12 protein-coding genes and 1 pseudogene are annotated in these 15149 nt (G+C 61.4%); 4 read left to right on the top strand and 9 right to left on the bottom strand.

Translation table 11 applies throughout. The annotated features are described in order from the left end of the window. On the bottom strand, nt 1-159 hold a 159-nt coding region (locus KP701_RS13825; RefSeq protein WP_215746342.1), incomplete at its 3' end, for a transposase. A gap of 193 nt (nt 160-352) precedes the next feature. Continuing rightward, nucleotides 353-954 (bottom strand): annotated as a pseudogene (locus KP701_RS16590) (aldehyde dehydrogenase family protein); the annotation flags it as partial. A gap of 198 nt (nt 955-1152) precedes the next feature. Here KP701_RS16590 and KP701_RS13835 point away from each other — a divergent pair. After that, nucleotides 1153-1560 carry a tautomerase family protein gene (locus KP701_RS13835; protein WP_215747545.1) on the top strand — a complete coding sequence of 136 codons (408 nt, stop codon included), beginning with the start codon at nt 1153-1155 and terminating at the stop codon, nt 1558-1560. 55 nt (nt 1561-1615) lie between these two features. On the opposite strand, the gene KP701_RS13840 is transcribed toward KP701_RS13835, so the two are convergent. Then, a complete protein-coding gene (locus KP701_RS13840) occupies nt 1616-5908 on the bottom strand; it encodes a Hint domain-containing protein (RefSeq protein WP_371818988.1) in 4293 nt (1430 codons plus the stop codon). Beyond that, a complete protein-coding gene (locus KP701_RS16380) occupies nt 5803-6837 on the bottom strand; it encodes a hypothetical protein (protein WP_252345641.1) in 1035 nt (344 codons plus the stop codon). The genes KP701_RS13840 and KP701_RS16380 overlap by 106 nt, the downstream gene beginning before the upstream one ends. Before the next feature lie 329 nt (nt 6838-7166). Here KP701_RS16380 and KP701_RS13845 point away from each other — a divergent pair, with 329 nt between their 5' ends. Continuing rightward, nucleotides 7167-7466 carry a hypothetical protein gene (locus tag KP701_RS13845; protein WP_215747546.1) on the top strand — a complete coding sequence of 100 codons (300 nt, stop codon included), beginning with the start codon at nt 7167-7169 and terminating at the stop codon, nt 7464-7466. Nucleotides 7467-7487: 21 nt separating this feature from the next. On the opposite strand, the gene KP701_RS13850 is transcribed toward KP701_RS13845, so the two are convergent. The 3 genes from KP701_RS13850 to ybaK all read right to left on the bottom strand — a co-directional run bounded on the left by KP701_RS13850 (nt 7488) and on the right by ybaK (nt 10383). Then, on the bottom strand, nt 7488-8612 hold the full coding sequence (locus KP701_RS13850) for an SMP-30/gluconolactonase/LRE family protein (RefSeq protein WP_215747547.1): 1125 nt from the start codon (nt 8610-8612) through the stop codon (nt 7488-7490). Nucleotides 8613-8686: 74 nt separating this feature from the next. Further along, nucleotides 8687-9883, bottom strand: coding sequence for a DUF2075 domain-containing protein (locus KP701_RS13855; RefSeq protein ID WP_215747566.1), 1197 nt, complete (start codon nt 9881-9883; stop codon nt 8687-8689). Between the two features lie 20 nt (nt 9884-9903). After that, on the bottom strand, nt 9904-10383 hold the full coding sequence (ybaK, locus tag KP701_RS13860) for a Cys-tRNA(Pro) deacylase (protein ID WP_062500700.1): 480 nt from the start codon (nt 10381-10383) through the stop codon (nt 9904-9906). A gap of 311 nt (nt 10384-10694) precedes the next feature. Here ybaK and KP701_RS13865 point away from each other — a divergent pair, with 311 nt between their 5' ends. Beyond that, nucleotides 10695-11483, top strand: coding sequence for a triose-phosphate isomerase (locus KP701_RS13865; protein ID WP_371818989.1), 789 nt, complete (start codon nt 10695-10697; stop codon nt 11481-11483). Then, nucleotides 11483-12304 carry a DeoR/GlpR family DNA-binding transcription regulator gene (locus KP701_RS13870; protein ID WP_215747548.1) on the top strand — a complete coding sequence of 274 codons (822 nt, stop codon included), beginning with the start codon at nt 11483-11485 and terminating at the stop codon, nt 12302-12304. The genes KP701_RS13865 and KP701_RS13870 overlap by 1 nt, the downstream gene beginning before the upstream one ends. On the opposite strand, the gene KP701_RS13875 is transcribed toward KP701_RS13870, so the two are convergent. Together KP701_RS13875 and KP701_RS13880 are read right to left on the bottom strand one after the other, a co-directional pair. Next, nucleotides 12291-13340 (bottom strand): alpha-E domain-containing protein, encoded by a 1050-nt coding sequence (locus KP701_RS13875; RefSeq protein WP_215747549.1) that lies wholly within the window; start codon nt 13338-13340, stop codon nt 12291-12293. The two genes, KP701_RS13870 and KP701_RS13875, sit on opposite strands and share 14 nt — an antisense overlap. Then, entirely contained in the window at nt 13322-14752 is a 1431-nt protein-coding gene (locus tag KP701_RS13880) for a circularly permuted type 2 ATP-grasp protein (RefSeq protein WP_215747568.1), read from the bottom strand. The genes KP701_RS13875 and KP701_RS13880 overlap by 19 nt, the downstream gene beginning before the upstream one ends. Nucleotides 14753-15149 lie beyond the last annotated feature (397 nt).

A 15149-nucleotide genomic window follows, 5' to 3' on the forward strand; every position in this document is an offset into this window, starting at 1 on the left:
ATGCATGTCACGCCAGGGACAGCCGGTCCGCAGAACATGCAGCATGCCATTGAGAAACAGGCGGTTGTCTCCGGCTGGACGGGCCCAACGTCCACGCTCAGAAGGCAGAAGCGGGCCAATCACCGCCCATTCATGATCCGTCAGATCGCCTCGTGCCATGCCTGTTCTCTCTGCTCCTGACCCCACAGGCAGGAAGTGAATCAGATCTCAGGCAGATCGTATAGATCTTTTGTCAACTCGACCTAGGTCCTCTCATTCTTTAAAATCAGAGTGCTTTAGCTGCCTTTCCGGAACTCGCGGACAGGGGCAGGTTGTCGGACAGCTGTCTGACATGACGGATGCCTGAAACGGCTTATCTGATCCGGACAAGCTTGCGGTTGATGAATTCTTCGAGGCCGAGGAAGGACAGTTCCCGTCCGAAGCCGGAGTTCTTGATCCTGCCGAAAGGGAGTTCCGGGGCTGCTGCGGTGGCCGTGTTGATGAAGCCCATGTCGGTCTCAACCTGCTCGGCGACCTTTTCCGCGCGCCTGATATTCCGTGAGAAAACCGCACCTCCAAGCCCGTAAGGCGGATCATTGGCCAGTTCCATCGTGTCCTTCTTGAGCGCAGCACCCGTCTGGGCCGCTATGGCCCGATCGGCGCGTTCACTTCCCGTCAGCGTAACGCCACGGATCCGGTCATCTTTGATGAGCTCTGCGGACTGATCATTATCCAGAAAAATATTGGCATAGGCCCCCATGGGCCCGCGACATGCGCAAGCTGGTAATACGGGAAATTCCAGGGCTCGATACAGTAAATGATTCCGAGTGGCTGGTTGATGATTTTCGTCTGGCCGGTCTTCACTTGGAGAGGCGTGGGAGCGGAAAACTCTTCCGCACCGTTTGCATGGAACGACAGGATATCAGTCGTGACATCGATTTCCTCAAGCGCGTCGGGCAGGGCCTTGCACATTTCGCCGAAAGAGAAAAAAGACTGAAGCAGGATCAGTCTGTGCAAATCACCGCATGAACCGTTAGATTTCTGCGTCACATACCGGATGTAGTTCCCAAATAATCGTGTACGGGACGATCAGGATGAATTTACTTCCTGCCAGCGCCGGTGCGTCGTCATGCTGGATTCCGGTTTTCATTGCCTGAAGACAGGAGACACCTCATGCCTCTCATCCGCTTTGACCTGCTGGAAGGCCGTTCCGAGACGGAACTTGCCGCAATCCTCGATACGGCCCATCAGGCCGTTCTCGACGCGTTTCACGTGCCACCCCGTGATCGGTACCAGATTGTTTACGAACACAGGAAAAGCAGGGTGCGGATCGAGGATACGGGGCTGGGCATCCCCCGCACAGATGATGTCATGATCCTCTCGATTACGACACGCCCGCGCAGTGTTGAGGAAAAGACGGTCTTCTTCCGCATCCTGACTGAAGCCCTGGCCGAAAAATGCGGTATCGCTCCCAGCGACGTGATTGTGAATTATGTCGAAAACACGGATGCCGACTGGTCCTTCGGCAACGGGGAGGCCCAGTTCCTGAACGGAAAGCTGGGTACTCCCAAGACGTCCTGACCGGAACGCGCTGATCCGTAATCCGGACAGAAAAACCCGTCCGGATCAGCCGGATTCAGACGGCTTCCCGCAGGACTGGCCTGTCGCTGAGGGCCAGGTCGAGGGCCGTGGTAACAGCCCGGCTGGAGTAGCCTTCCTCTGCAAAGGTCTGACCGGCCTCCACCAGTCCGGACAGGTCCGCGCTGTTGTGCAGGGCCACGATCCGCGCGGCCAGAGCGGCCGCATCTCCCTGCACGAGGTTCTCAAGCGCACCCGGCAGGGCGAGCCCTTCGGCTGCGACCGGCGTCATGATGCAGGGCAGGCCGGACGCGAGGCTTTCAATCACCTTGCCCTTGATCCCCGCTCCGAAACGCAGCGGGGCGACGCTCAGGCGATGGGCCGCCAGAACCGCTCCGAGATCCTGCACATGTCCGAGAACCCGGATGCGCTCATCGGCAAGCGCATGGAGGCTCTCGGGCATGTCCGCTCCGACCAGCGTGCAGCGGATGGTCGGATCAGCCGCCCAGACGGCTGGCATGATCTCGCCCACCAGCCAGCGGGCCGCATCGGCGTTGGGCGCGTGGGTATAATTGCCAACGAACACCACGCCATCGCGACGGGCGGAAGAACCGTTCTGCGCAGGAATGGCCCAGGGAACGACATGTACACTGGCCTGCGGCAGACCCTTGCGGAGCTGTGCGGCCTCGGCTTCGGAATGCGTCAGAACAGCATCGGCCTGAAGGGCCGCCCTGTATTCGGCAATACGGATCTGGCTGGCCTGCGCCATCAGTTCGGGCCGTCCCTGAACCGCCGCCTGACGGGCAAGACGCAGGAAGTGCAGATCCGCGACGCTGTACAGCACGCGGGCCCTGCGCTGGTTGCGGCGCACGAGCGCCATGTAACGCGTCGCGATGTCCTCGCGGTGCAGATACACGACGTCGAAGCTGTTGGCCTGACGCTGCAGCACGTCTTCCACCGAAGCGAAGAACGGCTGCCCGAAGACGGTGACGCCGGGCCGCGCGTCCAGTGTGGACGTCCGGTCCATCTGGTCGGCAGCGACGAAGCAGACGTCGTAGCCGAGAGCTTCAAGAGCTGCCATGTGCGACAGGATGGCCTGTGATCCGGCATCGCGTTTCGCGTCCGGATGCTGCCCATCGATGACCAGGGCCCGTTTGCGCGTGACAGAGCCTTTCGTGGACAGGCCACGGCGACGCAGGGCCGCATCGAACGTGGCCGTCGCCGTGCCGCTCGTGGCATCCGAGCGCGCCTGACGGAGTTTGTCCACCTGTGCGAGCAGGAAGGACAGGACCTGATCTCCGTCCTGATCCTCCGCCGCAGCAGCCACGGCGCGCGCAATGCTGCGGTTCATGTCCGCGTCGAAAGCGTTCGCCGGTTCGAGGACCTGCGGTTCGCCAAGAAGTGCACCATCAGAACTGCGCCGGATCTCCAGAACATGGCGCGTCATGGGGGACAGGCCACCCGGCAGCAGGACATCGAAGCCACACAGTACCGGTCGTCCGGTGCGCGCCACGTCTGGACGACGTCCGTTGGCGACGACCGAAGCGAGAACGGCACCGTTATCAACGATCTGCAGCGTCACGGCCTCATCGGGTGTGGCCGGGTTGCAGACCCAGCCTGCGATACGGTTGCGCGTTGCAATATCGATGCAGCCGTCCAGCGGTGCAACGGGAACGGTCGCGACAATGGCCTGACGCGGCTGCTGCGCGGCCTGATCCATCATCCAGGGGCAATGGCCGAGCATGGCATGATCATCGGCCCGGCGGATTTCCAGAACGTGACGCTCCACGGAAGACAGGCCACCCGGAATGTCGAAATGAAAACCGCAGGCACTTCCGACATCGTCCCGCATGCGATTGGCCAGAACCTCGCCCAGAACCACACCGTTATCGACAATCTGCAGCCGCACGGGCCGGTCACTGCCGGGCACGCGGGCCCAGCCCCTGACATGGCTGTGGGTGGCGACGTCCAGATACCCTTCGAGCGGCGCCAATGTCGCGGTTTTCCGGGCAGCAGGGTTCAGGCAGCTGCGGATGGCCTCAAGCTGTGCGCCTTCCTCAACGCGCGGCGCGCAGTAGCGGGCCGCCACCGTACCGGCATCCGGATAGAGGACGTCATATTCGCCGGCATTATGGAACATCCCGCGCGAATGATCGTCCACGAAGGTTTCGGACTGCGTGCCGTTGGCGATGATGATGTCATGCTGTTCCAGCTCGATATGGAAATAGGCCACTTCATCCATGCGCTCGGCCTGCACGATGGTGCTGCCATTCACCAGCAGGACGGCCGGAACCAGAACACCATCCAGATACATGGCATGCAGGGGCGAAACCGACAGATCCTGATGCGGAAGGCCATGCCCGAGCGATCCGCGACGGAACACGACCGGCAGGATATCGCGGTTGCCATTGGCGAACGTGCCGGAATAGCTGCGACGGCCAATCCAGCGGATCGGGCGCAGACCATTGGTGGCAGTCTGGACCAGATCGCCGATCTGAAGCTTCTCGACAGGCGCTTCGCCACGCTCCGTGAGGATCAGCGTCCCCCGGCAATAGCAGGGCGTGCCTTCCGCCAGCAGCATCGTACCCCCGGATCCATCGGTGGCCAGGCTGAAGAAACCGGCGTCATACGAACCGTCGAGGCTGATCGTATAGGTGCTGCTTCCGCTCGTGACGGTGAGTGTTGACGAATCCGTCAGGGTCGCGGTGGCATCGCTGGACCAGGCCATTTCCGGCAGGTCGATCTTCGCCCCGCTGGCAAGACTGATGCCGCTGGCGGTGCTGTCCGCATACAGGGCAAGGCGGCTGCCATCCCCGACCGTGATCCCGGATGCCGCGCTGCCGCTGTGAACGGCGGCAGTCTGCCCGGAAGTCAGGCTGACATCCGACAGGGCCGCACCGTTCGTTGCGCTGTAATCCGTCATTTCCAGCAGGGTAACGGACGGATCATGATCGGACTCGCCCGTAAGCGACCCTGTGTTGACATCGATCGTCTCGAACTTTCCGGCGCTGGCAAAAGCCGAACTGCCGATCGTGTGATCCAGTGATTCCGCATTCCCTTCAAAGATATAGGTGTAGCGGTTGGACGGCTCTTCCGTGGTGCTCATGTCCGTCAGGCCGGCATTGGCATAGACCTGCTGGGCATCGCTCCATTCGGTGTCGTTGAAATCGCCCAGGATACCGACCTTCGCTGTCGGGTCCTGGGTCAGCAGTCCGTTGACGTAGTTCGTGATGTACTGCGCCTGGGCGATGCGGTTGTTGACCGTTCCCGTCGTGCCGCCATGGTTCACGGGCGGCTGCGTCGAACCATAAAGCTCGCTGCTGCCGGCCTGTGAGGACAGATGCACGTTGACGAGCGTGACCGACTGACCATTGAACTCGAACGTGCCGACCAGCGGCAGGCGGGTGTTCTTGAAAGTGCCGCTGGCCAGTTCCTCGTCACCGATGGTCGTGACGGGGGCTGCGAGGCTGACGCGCTCGGGATTGTATAGAAAGACGCTGCGGATATTGCCACCCGACACGCCGCCCGAGGCGTTGTTGGTCGGGTCCACCTGGGCCCAGGAATAGGTCGGGCCACCCGCATCCGCGATGGCCTTGACGATGGCCGCCAGATTCTGTTCCGCGCTGACGGTCCCGTCATTGGTCGTGCCGCTGTCGTCCTGGATTTCCTGAAGTGCCAGAACGTCCGGGCTGTCGAGATTGTTGACGATGATCTGCGCGACCTGCTTCAGACGGTCTACGTTTGCGGGATCGAGCGCATTGAAGTTCTCGATGTTGTAGTCGCTGACCAGCAGGTTCTGAGCGTCCTTGTGCAGGGACGTGACCGGCGCGGGCGTGTCGGTATGCAGAACCGTGACCTGCGTGGTCGGGACCAGCTCATAGACGCCATTATAATAGGTCAGCACACCCGTGATGTCGCCGAGCCTGTCCCCGACTTCCGCGCTGATGGCAGACCCCGGCGTGACGCCGCTGTCGTAATAAAGCTCGATCCGTTGCGTATTGACGCTGTCGGCCGTTTCCTGAAGCGCGCCAGTCGGCGTCAGCAGACCATCGCCGCCATCGGGCACGACCCAGGTCGCGTTCGATGCCGTGGCGCCAACAGCCACGGCATCATGGATCGTGATGACCTGGCCAATCAGGTTGCGGTAGAAATCGAGCGCATTGGTGTCGGGGCTGAGGGAGGCCGTGCTCTTGTTCAGATCGATCGCCTGCGTCAGATCGCCCAGATAGGACGCCGCCGGAACCGTCAGCCCCCCTGACCAACAACCGTCGGCGTGACGTTCACATAGGCCGCGCCGGTGTCGGTGTAGGAGACGAGGTTGATTTCCGGCAGGGTGAGGGATTTGCTCCACGACGTGCCGGAATAATTCGTGACCGTCCCCGTGACGGATACGGTCTCGCCCACCGTCGGAAGTGTGGCGGTCTTGCCCGCATAGATGAAGATGCCCGCACTGCCGACCGTGTTTTTGTCGGCATTCGTCTGCTGGATCCAGAAACCGATGCTGCCATTCGTGTCCACAGCGGTCACAACACCCGTGGTCATGACGGAGGTGTTGGCATACGGGCTGTAATAGCCGGTGCCGTTGATCTGCTGGATCGTCAGTTCCTGCGGCGTCGTCGTATCACTGCCGGAGCCGGACCCGCTTCCTCCGGTGTCGCTTCCCCCTGTGTCGCTGCCGCCAGATCCACTGCCGCCCGTATCCGAACCGCCCGATCCACCGGTGCTGCCTCCCGAAGAGGTTCCGTCATTCGCTGCGCCCGGCGTGACCAGAACCTTGCCTGCCGCGGCAACGGTGCCATAACCGTCGATGCCGGCAAGGGACGGATCATCCGCAATCCAGTCCGAGGCACTATCCGTATCCGTCCCGTCGGGGATGCGAGAGGCGCCGTTGATGATCGAACCCGTCAGGACCGGAGCACCAGCATAGGTCGGATCGCCCTTGCCGCCATCGGACACGGCGATCGTGTCGCCGATTTCGGACCAGGGGGTGGATGTGAAAGTCCCCGCATTGGCCGTGTCGAGATCATCGCCGACCTTGCCCGTGAAATCCTTGACGAGAAGAACAGTCTGCGTGCCGTTCTGCAGCGTGTTGGTCTGGAAAGGTGTGACCCAGTAACCGTCGCTGTTTGTAACGCCCAGTGTAAAGACATTGTCGATCTTGCCCGCCGCAGTGCCGTCACCATCGACGACAATCAGGGACCAGGCGCTGTAATCCGTGCTGGCATCGCCTTTTACTTCAATAAATTCGTCAGGATCACCGGATACACTTGGGTTGAACATGAACTCATTTATAAGAAGCTTTGACGCCATTATACATCATCCTGACGAAAGGGGTTTTCCGCAAGTGTTACTAAACGGTAAACGCCTATTCGGAGGAATGTGTAGTAAAGAGTCAATATGTTTCATTTAAAATACGAAAGGAATAACATAACCTTCACTATGTGACTTTGTATTTCAAATATATGATCCTGTGTGTCAGGTTCCGGCATGGTTTCTGAGGCTGGGACATCTGTTTCCGTAAAGCTGTGTCATTGTTCGTTGCTGTGCCGGCGGTTCATGTCGGTTATGACAGACGCCCCGTATCAGCCCGGTCCGGGAAGGAGCAGCATGTGAAACAGCGGATTTTTGTCGTGATGATTCTGGCTGGACTGGCAGGATGTTCCCATCCGCGCCCGCAAGCGGCCGACAGCCGCTCGGCGCTGCTGCGCCCCCTCGCGACCAGCGGTACGGATAACCAGAAAGACACCGTTAGGTCGGACCACAAGATCCACGGCGCCGTCAGCGTCGGAACAGGTTTCGGGAGCGGGGGGAATTACGGCCTTGGTCCCCAGTCCGGTTTGCAGTCCGGGCTGGGGACCATGACCGGAACCGGTACGAGCGCGATGGGACTGACGCCGGAGGGCTGGTAAAGCCCCCGGCGTTGCGCGCCCTCAGTCCAGGGGGGCGATCTTCACAACGATATACGGCATGACTTCAAGGTCCTTGCCGCCGTGGAAAACCGGCAGCCGGGCCCACTGACCGATCGTGCCATACAGGGCGCCATTGGCGTAGGTCAGGCCATCGGGTTCGGTCATGCGCGGATCATGGGCGACAACGGACATTTCTCCGTCCGGCTTGCGGCGCAGAATGGCATGACGCTCGTCATCCGTGATGTAGAGCGATCCGTCCGGCCCGGTCGCCATGCCGTCGCCCATGCCTGTTTCGCCTTCATCCTTCACCGCCCGTTCGATCGTGGTCTCGCTGGCCTTCGGATCGGACAGGACGGCGGTCGGTGCGGAATAGAGGCGGCGGCTGGTCTGGGGCTGCCAGTAAAGCGTCTGCTGATCGGGGCTGATGGCAACGCCGTTCACTCCCCCCTGGGGCAGGATGGCATGGGCCGGATCATAACGCCCTGCGACACCATCCATCACGGCTACGAAGCCCTGGACCGGCATGACGGAAACCGTATCGGCGAGAATACGCCGCTGACGTCCCGTCGCCAGATCAACGACGACCAGCGCCGGATGAACACCCGTGGAGGTGTCGGTAATGAATGCCGTTCCCGCCGCCCCATGCGTCAGGTCGATCCGGACGTCATTGACATGGCTGTCCGGCAGAAGGGCCGGCGCCCCCAGCGGGATGACCTGTGCGATCTTTCCGTTTGCAGGATCGATCCTGAAGAGCTTCTGCGCGCCCGCAACAGTCCCCGTTCCTGCGACCATGCCTTCATCCAGAACCCAGAGCTGTCCCTTCGCATCGACCGTCATGCCAAGCGGGGAGACGAACTGTTCCTGCGCGGCCGCATCGGGGAAGGGCGTCAGCTTGCCGTTGGCATAGAGCGCCAGACGCGGGCCGGAATGTTCATGCGCGCTGCGGGGAAAACCAAGCACCAGCCGCCCGTCGGGCAGGACCGCAATGCCGGATGGCTGGGCGTTGGAAAACCGCCCGATAATCTGCACATTGCCCGATGGGAGCGTGCCCTTGTCCACGGTCTGTGCAGCGAGGGCGGGAGAGGCAGCAGTCAGGGCCGTAAGGCCGGCGCTGAAGGCGAAGGCCAGAAATGTGTGACGGGACATGATTGAAATCTCCTTTGCCGCACAGGAACAGAGCGGTTGCGGCATGGCAACTCACGCAAACGCGAGCAAAGGGATCAGGTTCGCAGCAGGCGCTCCCGCAGGGCCCGGTCATGAGCATACAGAAACAGCCCATGGATGCCGCGTGTGAGGATGACATTCAGCGCATTGAGAATGACGCGCTTCTTCGCCTCTTCCGGCGTTGCAATTCCGTCGCGCCCCTGAAACGCCGCGCTGTCCTCATAACGCTCCGGCCGCACCCCGATCCGATCATGCTTCGCGTCATAGAACAGTGAGGGACCGAGAATGACGCCTGCATAGTTCAGATCGAACCCCTGGATTGTATAGACCGACCCCACTTCGTCGATCGTATCAGGGCGCTCGGCCCAGGGCAGCTTTTCGGTTGGCAGGGAGCGGTCCCAGCGCAGGTGGAAATCGCCTTCGGTAATGAAATGATCCTCACCGTTCAGCGTATAGGGGTAATCATAGGTTGAGAGCAGGCGGCACAGGCCGTATTTCGCATTGCACGCGCACAGATCCGCATAGAGCTTCGCACAGTCGTCATAGATCCGCAGATCGAAGGACGGATCTTTCGGCCGCGGCAGGATCTCGCCCTGGCCCAGCCCATCAATCCACGAACATGTTGCCGGACTGGCCGAAACGCGGAATTGCGTGTCGAGATGGAACGTCTCCGAAGGGCGGCCCTTGCGGAAACTCTCCAGAAGATCGGTGGACCAGTGACTCTTGAACTTCAGGACCTGCAACGGATCGAACACCACCACCACGATCCGTGCCCAGCGCAAAATTTCTTCCAGATGGTTCTGTTGCGCGAAATGGTTGTAACGGTCCGGCCGTGTCAGCAGCAGATGCGCTTCGTCCACCAGAACGATATCCGCCCGTTTTCCTGTTTTGGCGGATTTGTTGATGAAGGTCGTCGGGCGCTCGTAATCGCTCTTGCGCAGGTTGGGCATGGTGGCCGCGATGTTGCGGTAGAGCTTGAGCATCTCCGGATGGTTGACGATCACCATGTTCCGCAGACCACGCAGAGGATCATCCGCCGCGCCACTTCGTGCCCGGGTCTGGAGCGTATTGAAGATCGCGTTCAGGACAACGCTCTTCCCCGTGCCCGCCGCACCTTCAATGACGAAAAGCGCGCTATCATCCGACTGATGTCGCTCGCAGAACGACACCACCCGGTGCAGCAGTTCCATCTGCAGGCCGGACAGCGCAAGCTCGGGAGAAAGCTTGTGCGTCGCGGCGTTGTCCAGCGCCATGGAGGAAGCGGTCACGCGGCTCAGTCCGCGGCGATATCGGCCACTTTGGCATCCGTGGCGCGCTGGGCGTCCGCTGGCGTGATCCGTACGACAAAACCCTGGCCGCCCGCATTGATATAGACATGCTCGCGCGGCATGGCGTCCTGCGAGATGACCACCGGGATCGGCGTTTTCGAACCGAACGGGCTGGTCCCGCCTGACTGGAACCCCGTCAGCTCCTGCGCCTTCTCGGGGTTCATCATCCGCGCATTGCGCCCGTCGAACAGCGCCGCGACCTTCTTCAGGTTCATCCGCTGATGCGCTGGGGCCACCACACAGACCGGCTGCTTCTTGTCCACTTCGACCACCAGCGTCTTGAGCACGTCTTCGGGCGCCACGCCGATAGCCTCGGCCGCCTGCATTCCGATCAGCCCGCCATTGGGGGCATATTCGTAATCATGGACGCTGAAGGGAATGTTTTTCGCTGCCAGAAAGGCCGTTGCAGCTGTTTCGCGGGTCATGTGAGCGCTCCGTTGCCAGAAACAGGTCTCCACAGGCCGGGCGGCTGAAACCGGTCAGGATCAGTCCCGGCAGGACCTGCAATATTCTGTCATCTATATGGCGGCCTGGAACCGAATTGGCAACACGACGCTTTAGGGAAGAAGCCCCCGTCACCGGGCTGTTTCAGGGGGCTGAGAGATGTATCGTTATTCATGGGACGGATGCCATTTTTTCTGTTATGGTTTAGCGGTAAAGATATTCCGGGGAAGTCAGAATCCGGGAGAATCGGCATGAGTGCCCGGCCAGTTGAAACCCTGTCGTGAGGTTAACCGTGGATCAGAAGACCGTCTGGATCGGGACGAACTGGAAAATGAACAAGGGCCCCGCCGAAGCCGTTGCGGCGGCCCGGGCCCTTGCGGCCTTTCGTCCCCCCGAGGGCGTTCGGACCTTCGTGAATCCGCCGTTCACGTCCCTGAAAGACGTGAGCGCGGCCCTTCAGGACAGCCCCATGATCGTGGGCGCCCAGAACATGTTCTGGGAAGAAAGCGGTGCCTGGACCGGGGAAATTTCCGCCCCGATGATCGCCGAATGCGGCGCATCCATGGTGGTGATCGGCCACTCGGAACGTCGGCAGCATTTCGGCGAAACGGACTGGACGGTGAACCTCAAGGTCCGCGCGGCGCTGAAGCACGGTCTGCGGCCGCTGGTCTGCATCGGCGATACGCTGGACGAGTTCGAGTTCGGGGTCTCGCAGGAAACGCTGGCCCGACAGGCGAAAATCGCGCTGCACGGGCTGTCGCAGGAGGATTTCGCACGGGTTCTGATCGCCTATGAGCCAGTCTGGGCCATCGGCTCGGCGGGCCGCCCGGCAGAAGCCCCATTCGTGTCGCAGATCCATACGAAACTGCGCGCCGTGATGCAGGACATCACAGGCCCCGACAGCACCGTCCGGATCCCGCTGCTCTATGGCGGCAGCGTGTCGCAGGCCAATATCCGCGACTATGTCGCCCTGCCGGACGTGGACGGAGTGCTGATCGGCCGCGCAGGCTGGGAGCCCGCGGATTTCATGAAGCTGATCGACAGCGTAAGCACGCTGGTCTCTGCCGGGGTGGATGCCTGATGAATGCCGTGCTCGTGGAAGGGCCGGTTCTGTCTGGCCGCCGGCGCGGGATCCTCGACTATGTCACGGAGCGGGGCGTGGTGTCGGTCGGGGACCTGCTGGAAAGGTTTTCGCTGAGCCGGGCCTCGATTAACCGGGACCTTCTGGCTCTGTCCGCGCAGGGACTGCTCCGTCGGATCGGCCCGGACATTACGGCCCTGCCGAGCGCAAGTTCGTCGGGGAGCGTGGTGTACCGGGCGCGCCAGGCCGTTGCGCAGAAACAGGCCATCGCCGCGCTCGCGGCCTCCCTGATCAGCCCGGGCGATACGGTGGCGCTCGATGATTCCACAACGGTGCGGGCGATGGCAGACAGCCTCTCCGCCATCGCGTCGCTGACGGTCGTGACCAACAGCCTGGGACTCGGAACACGTCTGGGAGCCTGCGAGACGCTCGGCCTGATCGGTCTGGGCGGACGGTACAGCCCGACATTCGAGGCCTTCGTGGGGATGGTCTGCGAACAGAGCGTGATGTCCATGCGCATCGACCTGGCCTTTGTCTCTGCTGCCGGCATCCACGGCCTGACGGCCTATCATCAGGTCGAGGAAATCATCCGTGCCAAGCAGGCCCTGATGGCGGTGGCGGACTCGCGCGTGCTTCTGGTGGACAGCGGAAAGTTCGGCAACTCGGCCATGAGCCGGCTGGCAGCCCTTTCCGAGTTCGACGTGGTGATCACCGATGACGGCATCGATCCCGGTTACGCTGCAATGCTGCAAGATGCGGGCGTAACGCTGAAGATCGCGGCCGTGTCCCGGCCCGTGGAGAGCGCCCTTACTGCGGGGTGAGTGTCTCCTCGCGCGTCATGACCGGGGCCGCAGGCCAGAATGTAACCGAGACTTCCGCCTGCAAGGCCGCAAGCTGGTCCTGGATATAGGTCATGTATTCATGCAGTCCGCGGGAAATGATGTCCTCGGCTGTCTGATCCTCGAGCGTGGCGCGCAGGTTGATGATGCGCTCCTGAAGCGGGCTGCACTGATGGCGCAGGTTGTAATGGGTGGACAGGGCGTTGAGCGTGTTGTCCACCTGCCGCAGGTTGAGCATCAGGGAGCGGGGGAAACCCTCGTTCTTGAGCAGGAAACCCACCACATTGGCAGGCGTCGTCGTAACGGGCTGCAAACGCCGGAACGCGTGATAGGCAGCGGCCGAGCGCAGCACAGACCCCCACTGCGTGATATCCAGTTGTGACCCCGAGGTTTCGCCGCCGGGCAGCAGCGTATGGTAGCGGATGTCGATCAGACGGGTGATCTGGTCGGAACGCTCGAGATATTTGCCAAGCAGATAGAACAGCCAGGCCTGATCGCGGTACAGCGTGCCTTCCGTGACGCCGAAATGCGTCTGGCAGTCCTGTTTGAGGCGGTTGCACAGCCCGGACAGCCCGTTGCGCCGGATGTCGGGGGTGGAGAGCTCCATCATGCTCCGGGTGAAGACGTTGAGCTGCATCCACATCTCGGTGGAAATCAGCGGCCGGGCCGAGCGTGCATTCTCGCGGACCATGTGCGCCATGGCGCGGATGGATGTCGGGTTCGCACTTTCCGTAATGTAGAAGGCGAGGATGTTCTCCTCCGTCGCGGGGAGGGGATAGATCGCGGCGTAGCGCTCCTCGTCCGAATTGATCTGAAGGATTGAATCCCAGCCGGGGCTGCCATCGGGGTTGCGGACGAAGGCTTCCGTGACTTCCAGAAGACGCGCGAGGTTCTCGATCCGCTCCATGTAGCGGGCAAGCCACATCATGCTCTCGCCATAGCGCGACAGCAGCATGTTCAGATTGGCGAGCATGGCGGGAAAACGTGTGCCGGTCTGTGTCATCGGGCCATCACCCATGTATCTTTCGAACCACCGCCCTGTGAGGAATTGACGACCAGCGACCCCTTGCGTAGCGCCACGCGGGACAGTCCGCCGGGGAGGACCCATGTGTTGTGTCCGGTCAGGGCGAACGGCCGGAGATCCACATGCCGCGCCTCGACCCCGCTGGGACACAGCGTCGGGGAGACGGACAGATCGATGACGGGCTGGCTGATATAGTTGGACGGGTCCTCAAGCAGCTTGGCACGGAACTCGTCCAGCTCCGTCTGCGTGGCCTGCGAGCCGATCAGCAGACCATAGCCGCCGGACTCGCCGACCGGCTTGATCACCAGCTTGTCCATATTGGCCAGCGTATAGGCCAGACCTGCCTCTTCGGCGCAGATATGCGTCTGCACGCTGTCGAGAATAGGATCTTCCCCCAGATAGTAACGGATAAGACGCGGCATGTAAGCATAGACCGCCTTGTCGTCCGCCACGCCCGTTCCCAGCGCGTTGGCCAGCGTGACATTCCCGCGCCGATAGGCTTCCACAAGACCGGGGACGCCGAGCATGCTGTCGGGGTTGAAGGCCAGCGGGTCCAGAAATTCGTCGTTCAGGCGGCGATAGATCGAATGGACGGGGCGAAGCCCTGCCACCGTCCGCATATAAACGCGGTGGTTCTCAACGATCAGGTCCCGGCCTTCGACGAGCGGCACCCCCATCTCGCGGGCCAGAAAGACATGCTCGAAATAGGCGGAATTATAGATGCCCGGCGAGAACAGTACGACCTGCGGATCGCTCACGCCTTCGGGTGCGACCTCGCACAGCGTCTGGTGCAGCCTCAGCCCATATTCCTCGACCGACCGCAGGGGCATGCCCGACGCCAGATCCGGCATCAGCCGCAGCATCATGTGCCGGTTCTCGATGACGTAAGACACACCCGACGGCGTGCGGGCATTGTCTTCGAGCACCATGAAACGCCCGCTGCGGTCGCGGATCAGGTCAGTCCCGTTGATATGGACATAGACGTCGCCAGGCACGCGCACGCCGACCATGGCTTCACAGTAATTCGGATTGTTGAGCACCAGATCGGCAGGGATGATGCCGTCCCGCAGGACATGGCGCTCATGATAGATATCACGCAGGAACAGGTTGAGCGCTTTGACGCGCTGCTGCACGCCACGGTCAATATGCTCCCATTCCGTTGCCGTAAGGACGCGCGGGATCATGTCGAAAGGCAGGATACGGTCGATCGCTTCGCGGTCGGAATAGACGGTGAAAGTGATGCCCAGACGATAGAGCTGCGCTTCCGCCGTGTTTGTGCGGTGGCGCAGTTCGGCAAGATCGAACCCCGCGAGACGGTCACGCACGGTCTGAAGGCTCGGAGGGAGCGTATCCGTCCGGTTCATGAGTTCGCAGAAGAAATCCGGTGTGTCATAGGCGGCGAACATCCCGGCCGCGCTCTTGGCGGAGGCGCCGGAAGCCGGGGCGGCACTGGCTGGAGAAGCGCTGGCAGAAGCGGGTCTGGGAGACTGCAAAACCGGCCTGTTCATTCTCTGCCTCACAACCCTGTTCATCGCCGACCCTGTGCCGATGGAAAACCCGATCAGCCGTGCCGGTTCATTACGATATTTTATTAACGGAGCAAGATTCCAGCGCTTTGCCAAGCGTGAAATTTTCCATTTGGACGGATCGGGAAAAGTCCGGCGGAAATTGTTGCGGTTCCCGGTAAGACTGATAGGGTAATGTTTCGACTGCTGTCAGACCCAATGGTTGCCGGAACGGGATGGCCCGAAAATCACGTGTCTGAATACGAGTATCTGAAACCGTTTCCACAGGGCCTCCTGA

It is taken from the genome of Gluconobacter sp. P1C6_b (assembly GCF_018811945.1).
Classification (GTDB): Bacteria; Pseudomonadota; Alphaproteobacteria; order Acetobacterales; family Acetobacteraceae; genus Gluconobacter.

Coding starts and splice junctions, on each gene's coding strand:
- KP701_RS13850 (WP_215747547.1), bottom strand. CDS start 8,612: ATGTCCCGTCACACATTTCTGGCCTTCGCCTTCAGCGCCGGCCTTACG.
- KP701_RS13875 (WP_215747549.1), bottom strand. CDS start 13,340: ATGGGTGATGGCCCGATGACACAGACCGGCACACGTTTTCCCGCCATG.
- KP701_RS13870 (WP_215747548.1), top strand. CDS start 11,483: ATGAATGCCGTGCTCGTGGAAGGGCCGGTTCTGTCTGGCCGCCGGCGC.
- KP701_RS13855 (WP_215747566.1), bottom strand. CDS start 9,883: ATGGCGCTGGACAACGCCGCGACGCACAAGCTTTCTCCCGAGCTTGCG.
- KP701_RS13880 (WP_215747568.1), bottom strand. CDS start 14,752: ATGTTCGCCGCCTATGACACACCGGATTTCTTCTGCGAACTCATGAAC.
- ybaK (WP_062500700.1), bottom strand. CDS start 10,383: ATGACCCGCGAAACAGCTGCAACGGCCTTTCTGGCAGCGAAAAACATT.
- KP701_RS16380 (WP_252345641.1), bottom strand. CDS start 6,837: ATGTTCAACCCAAGTGTATCCGGTGATCCTGACGAATTTATTGAAGTA.
- KP701_RS13835 (WP_215747545.1), top strand. CDS start 1,153: ATGCCTCTCATCCGCTTTGACCTGCTGGAAGGCCGTTCCGAGACGGAA.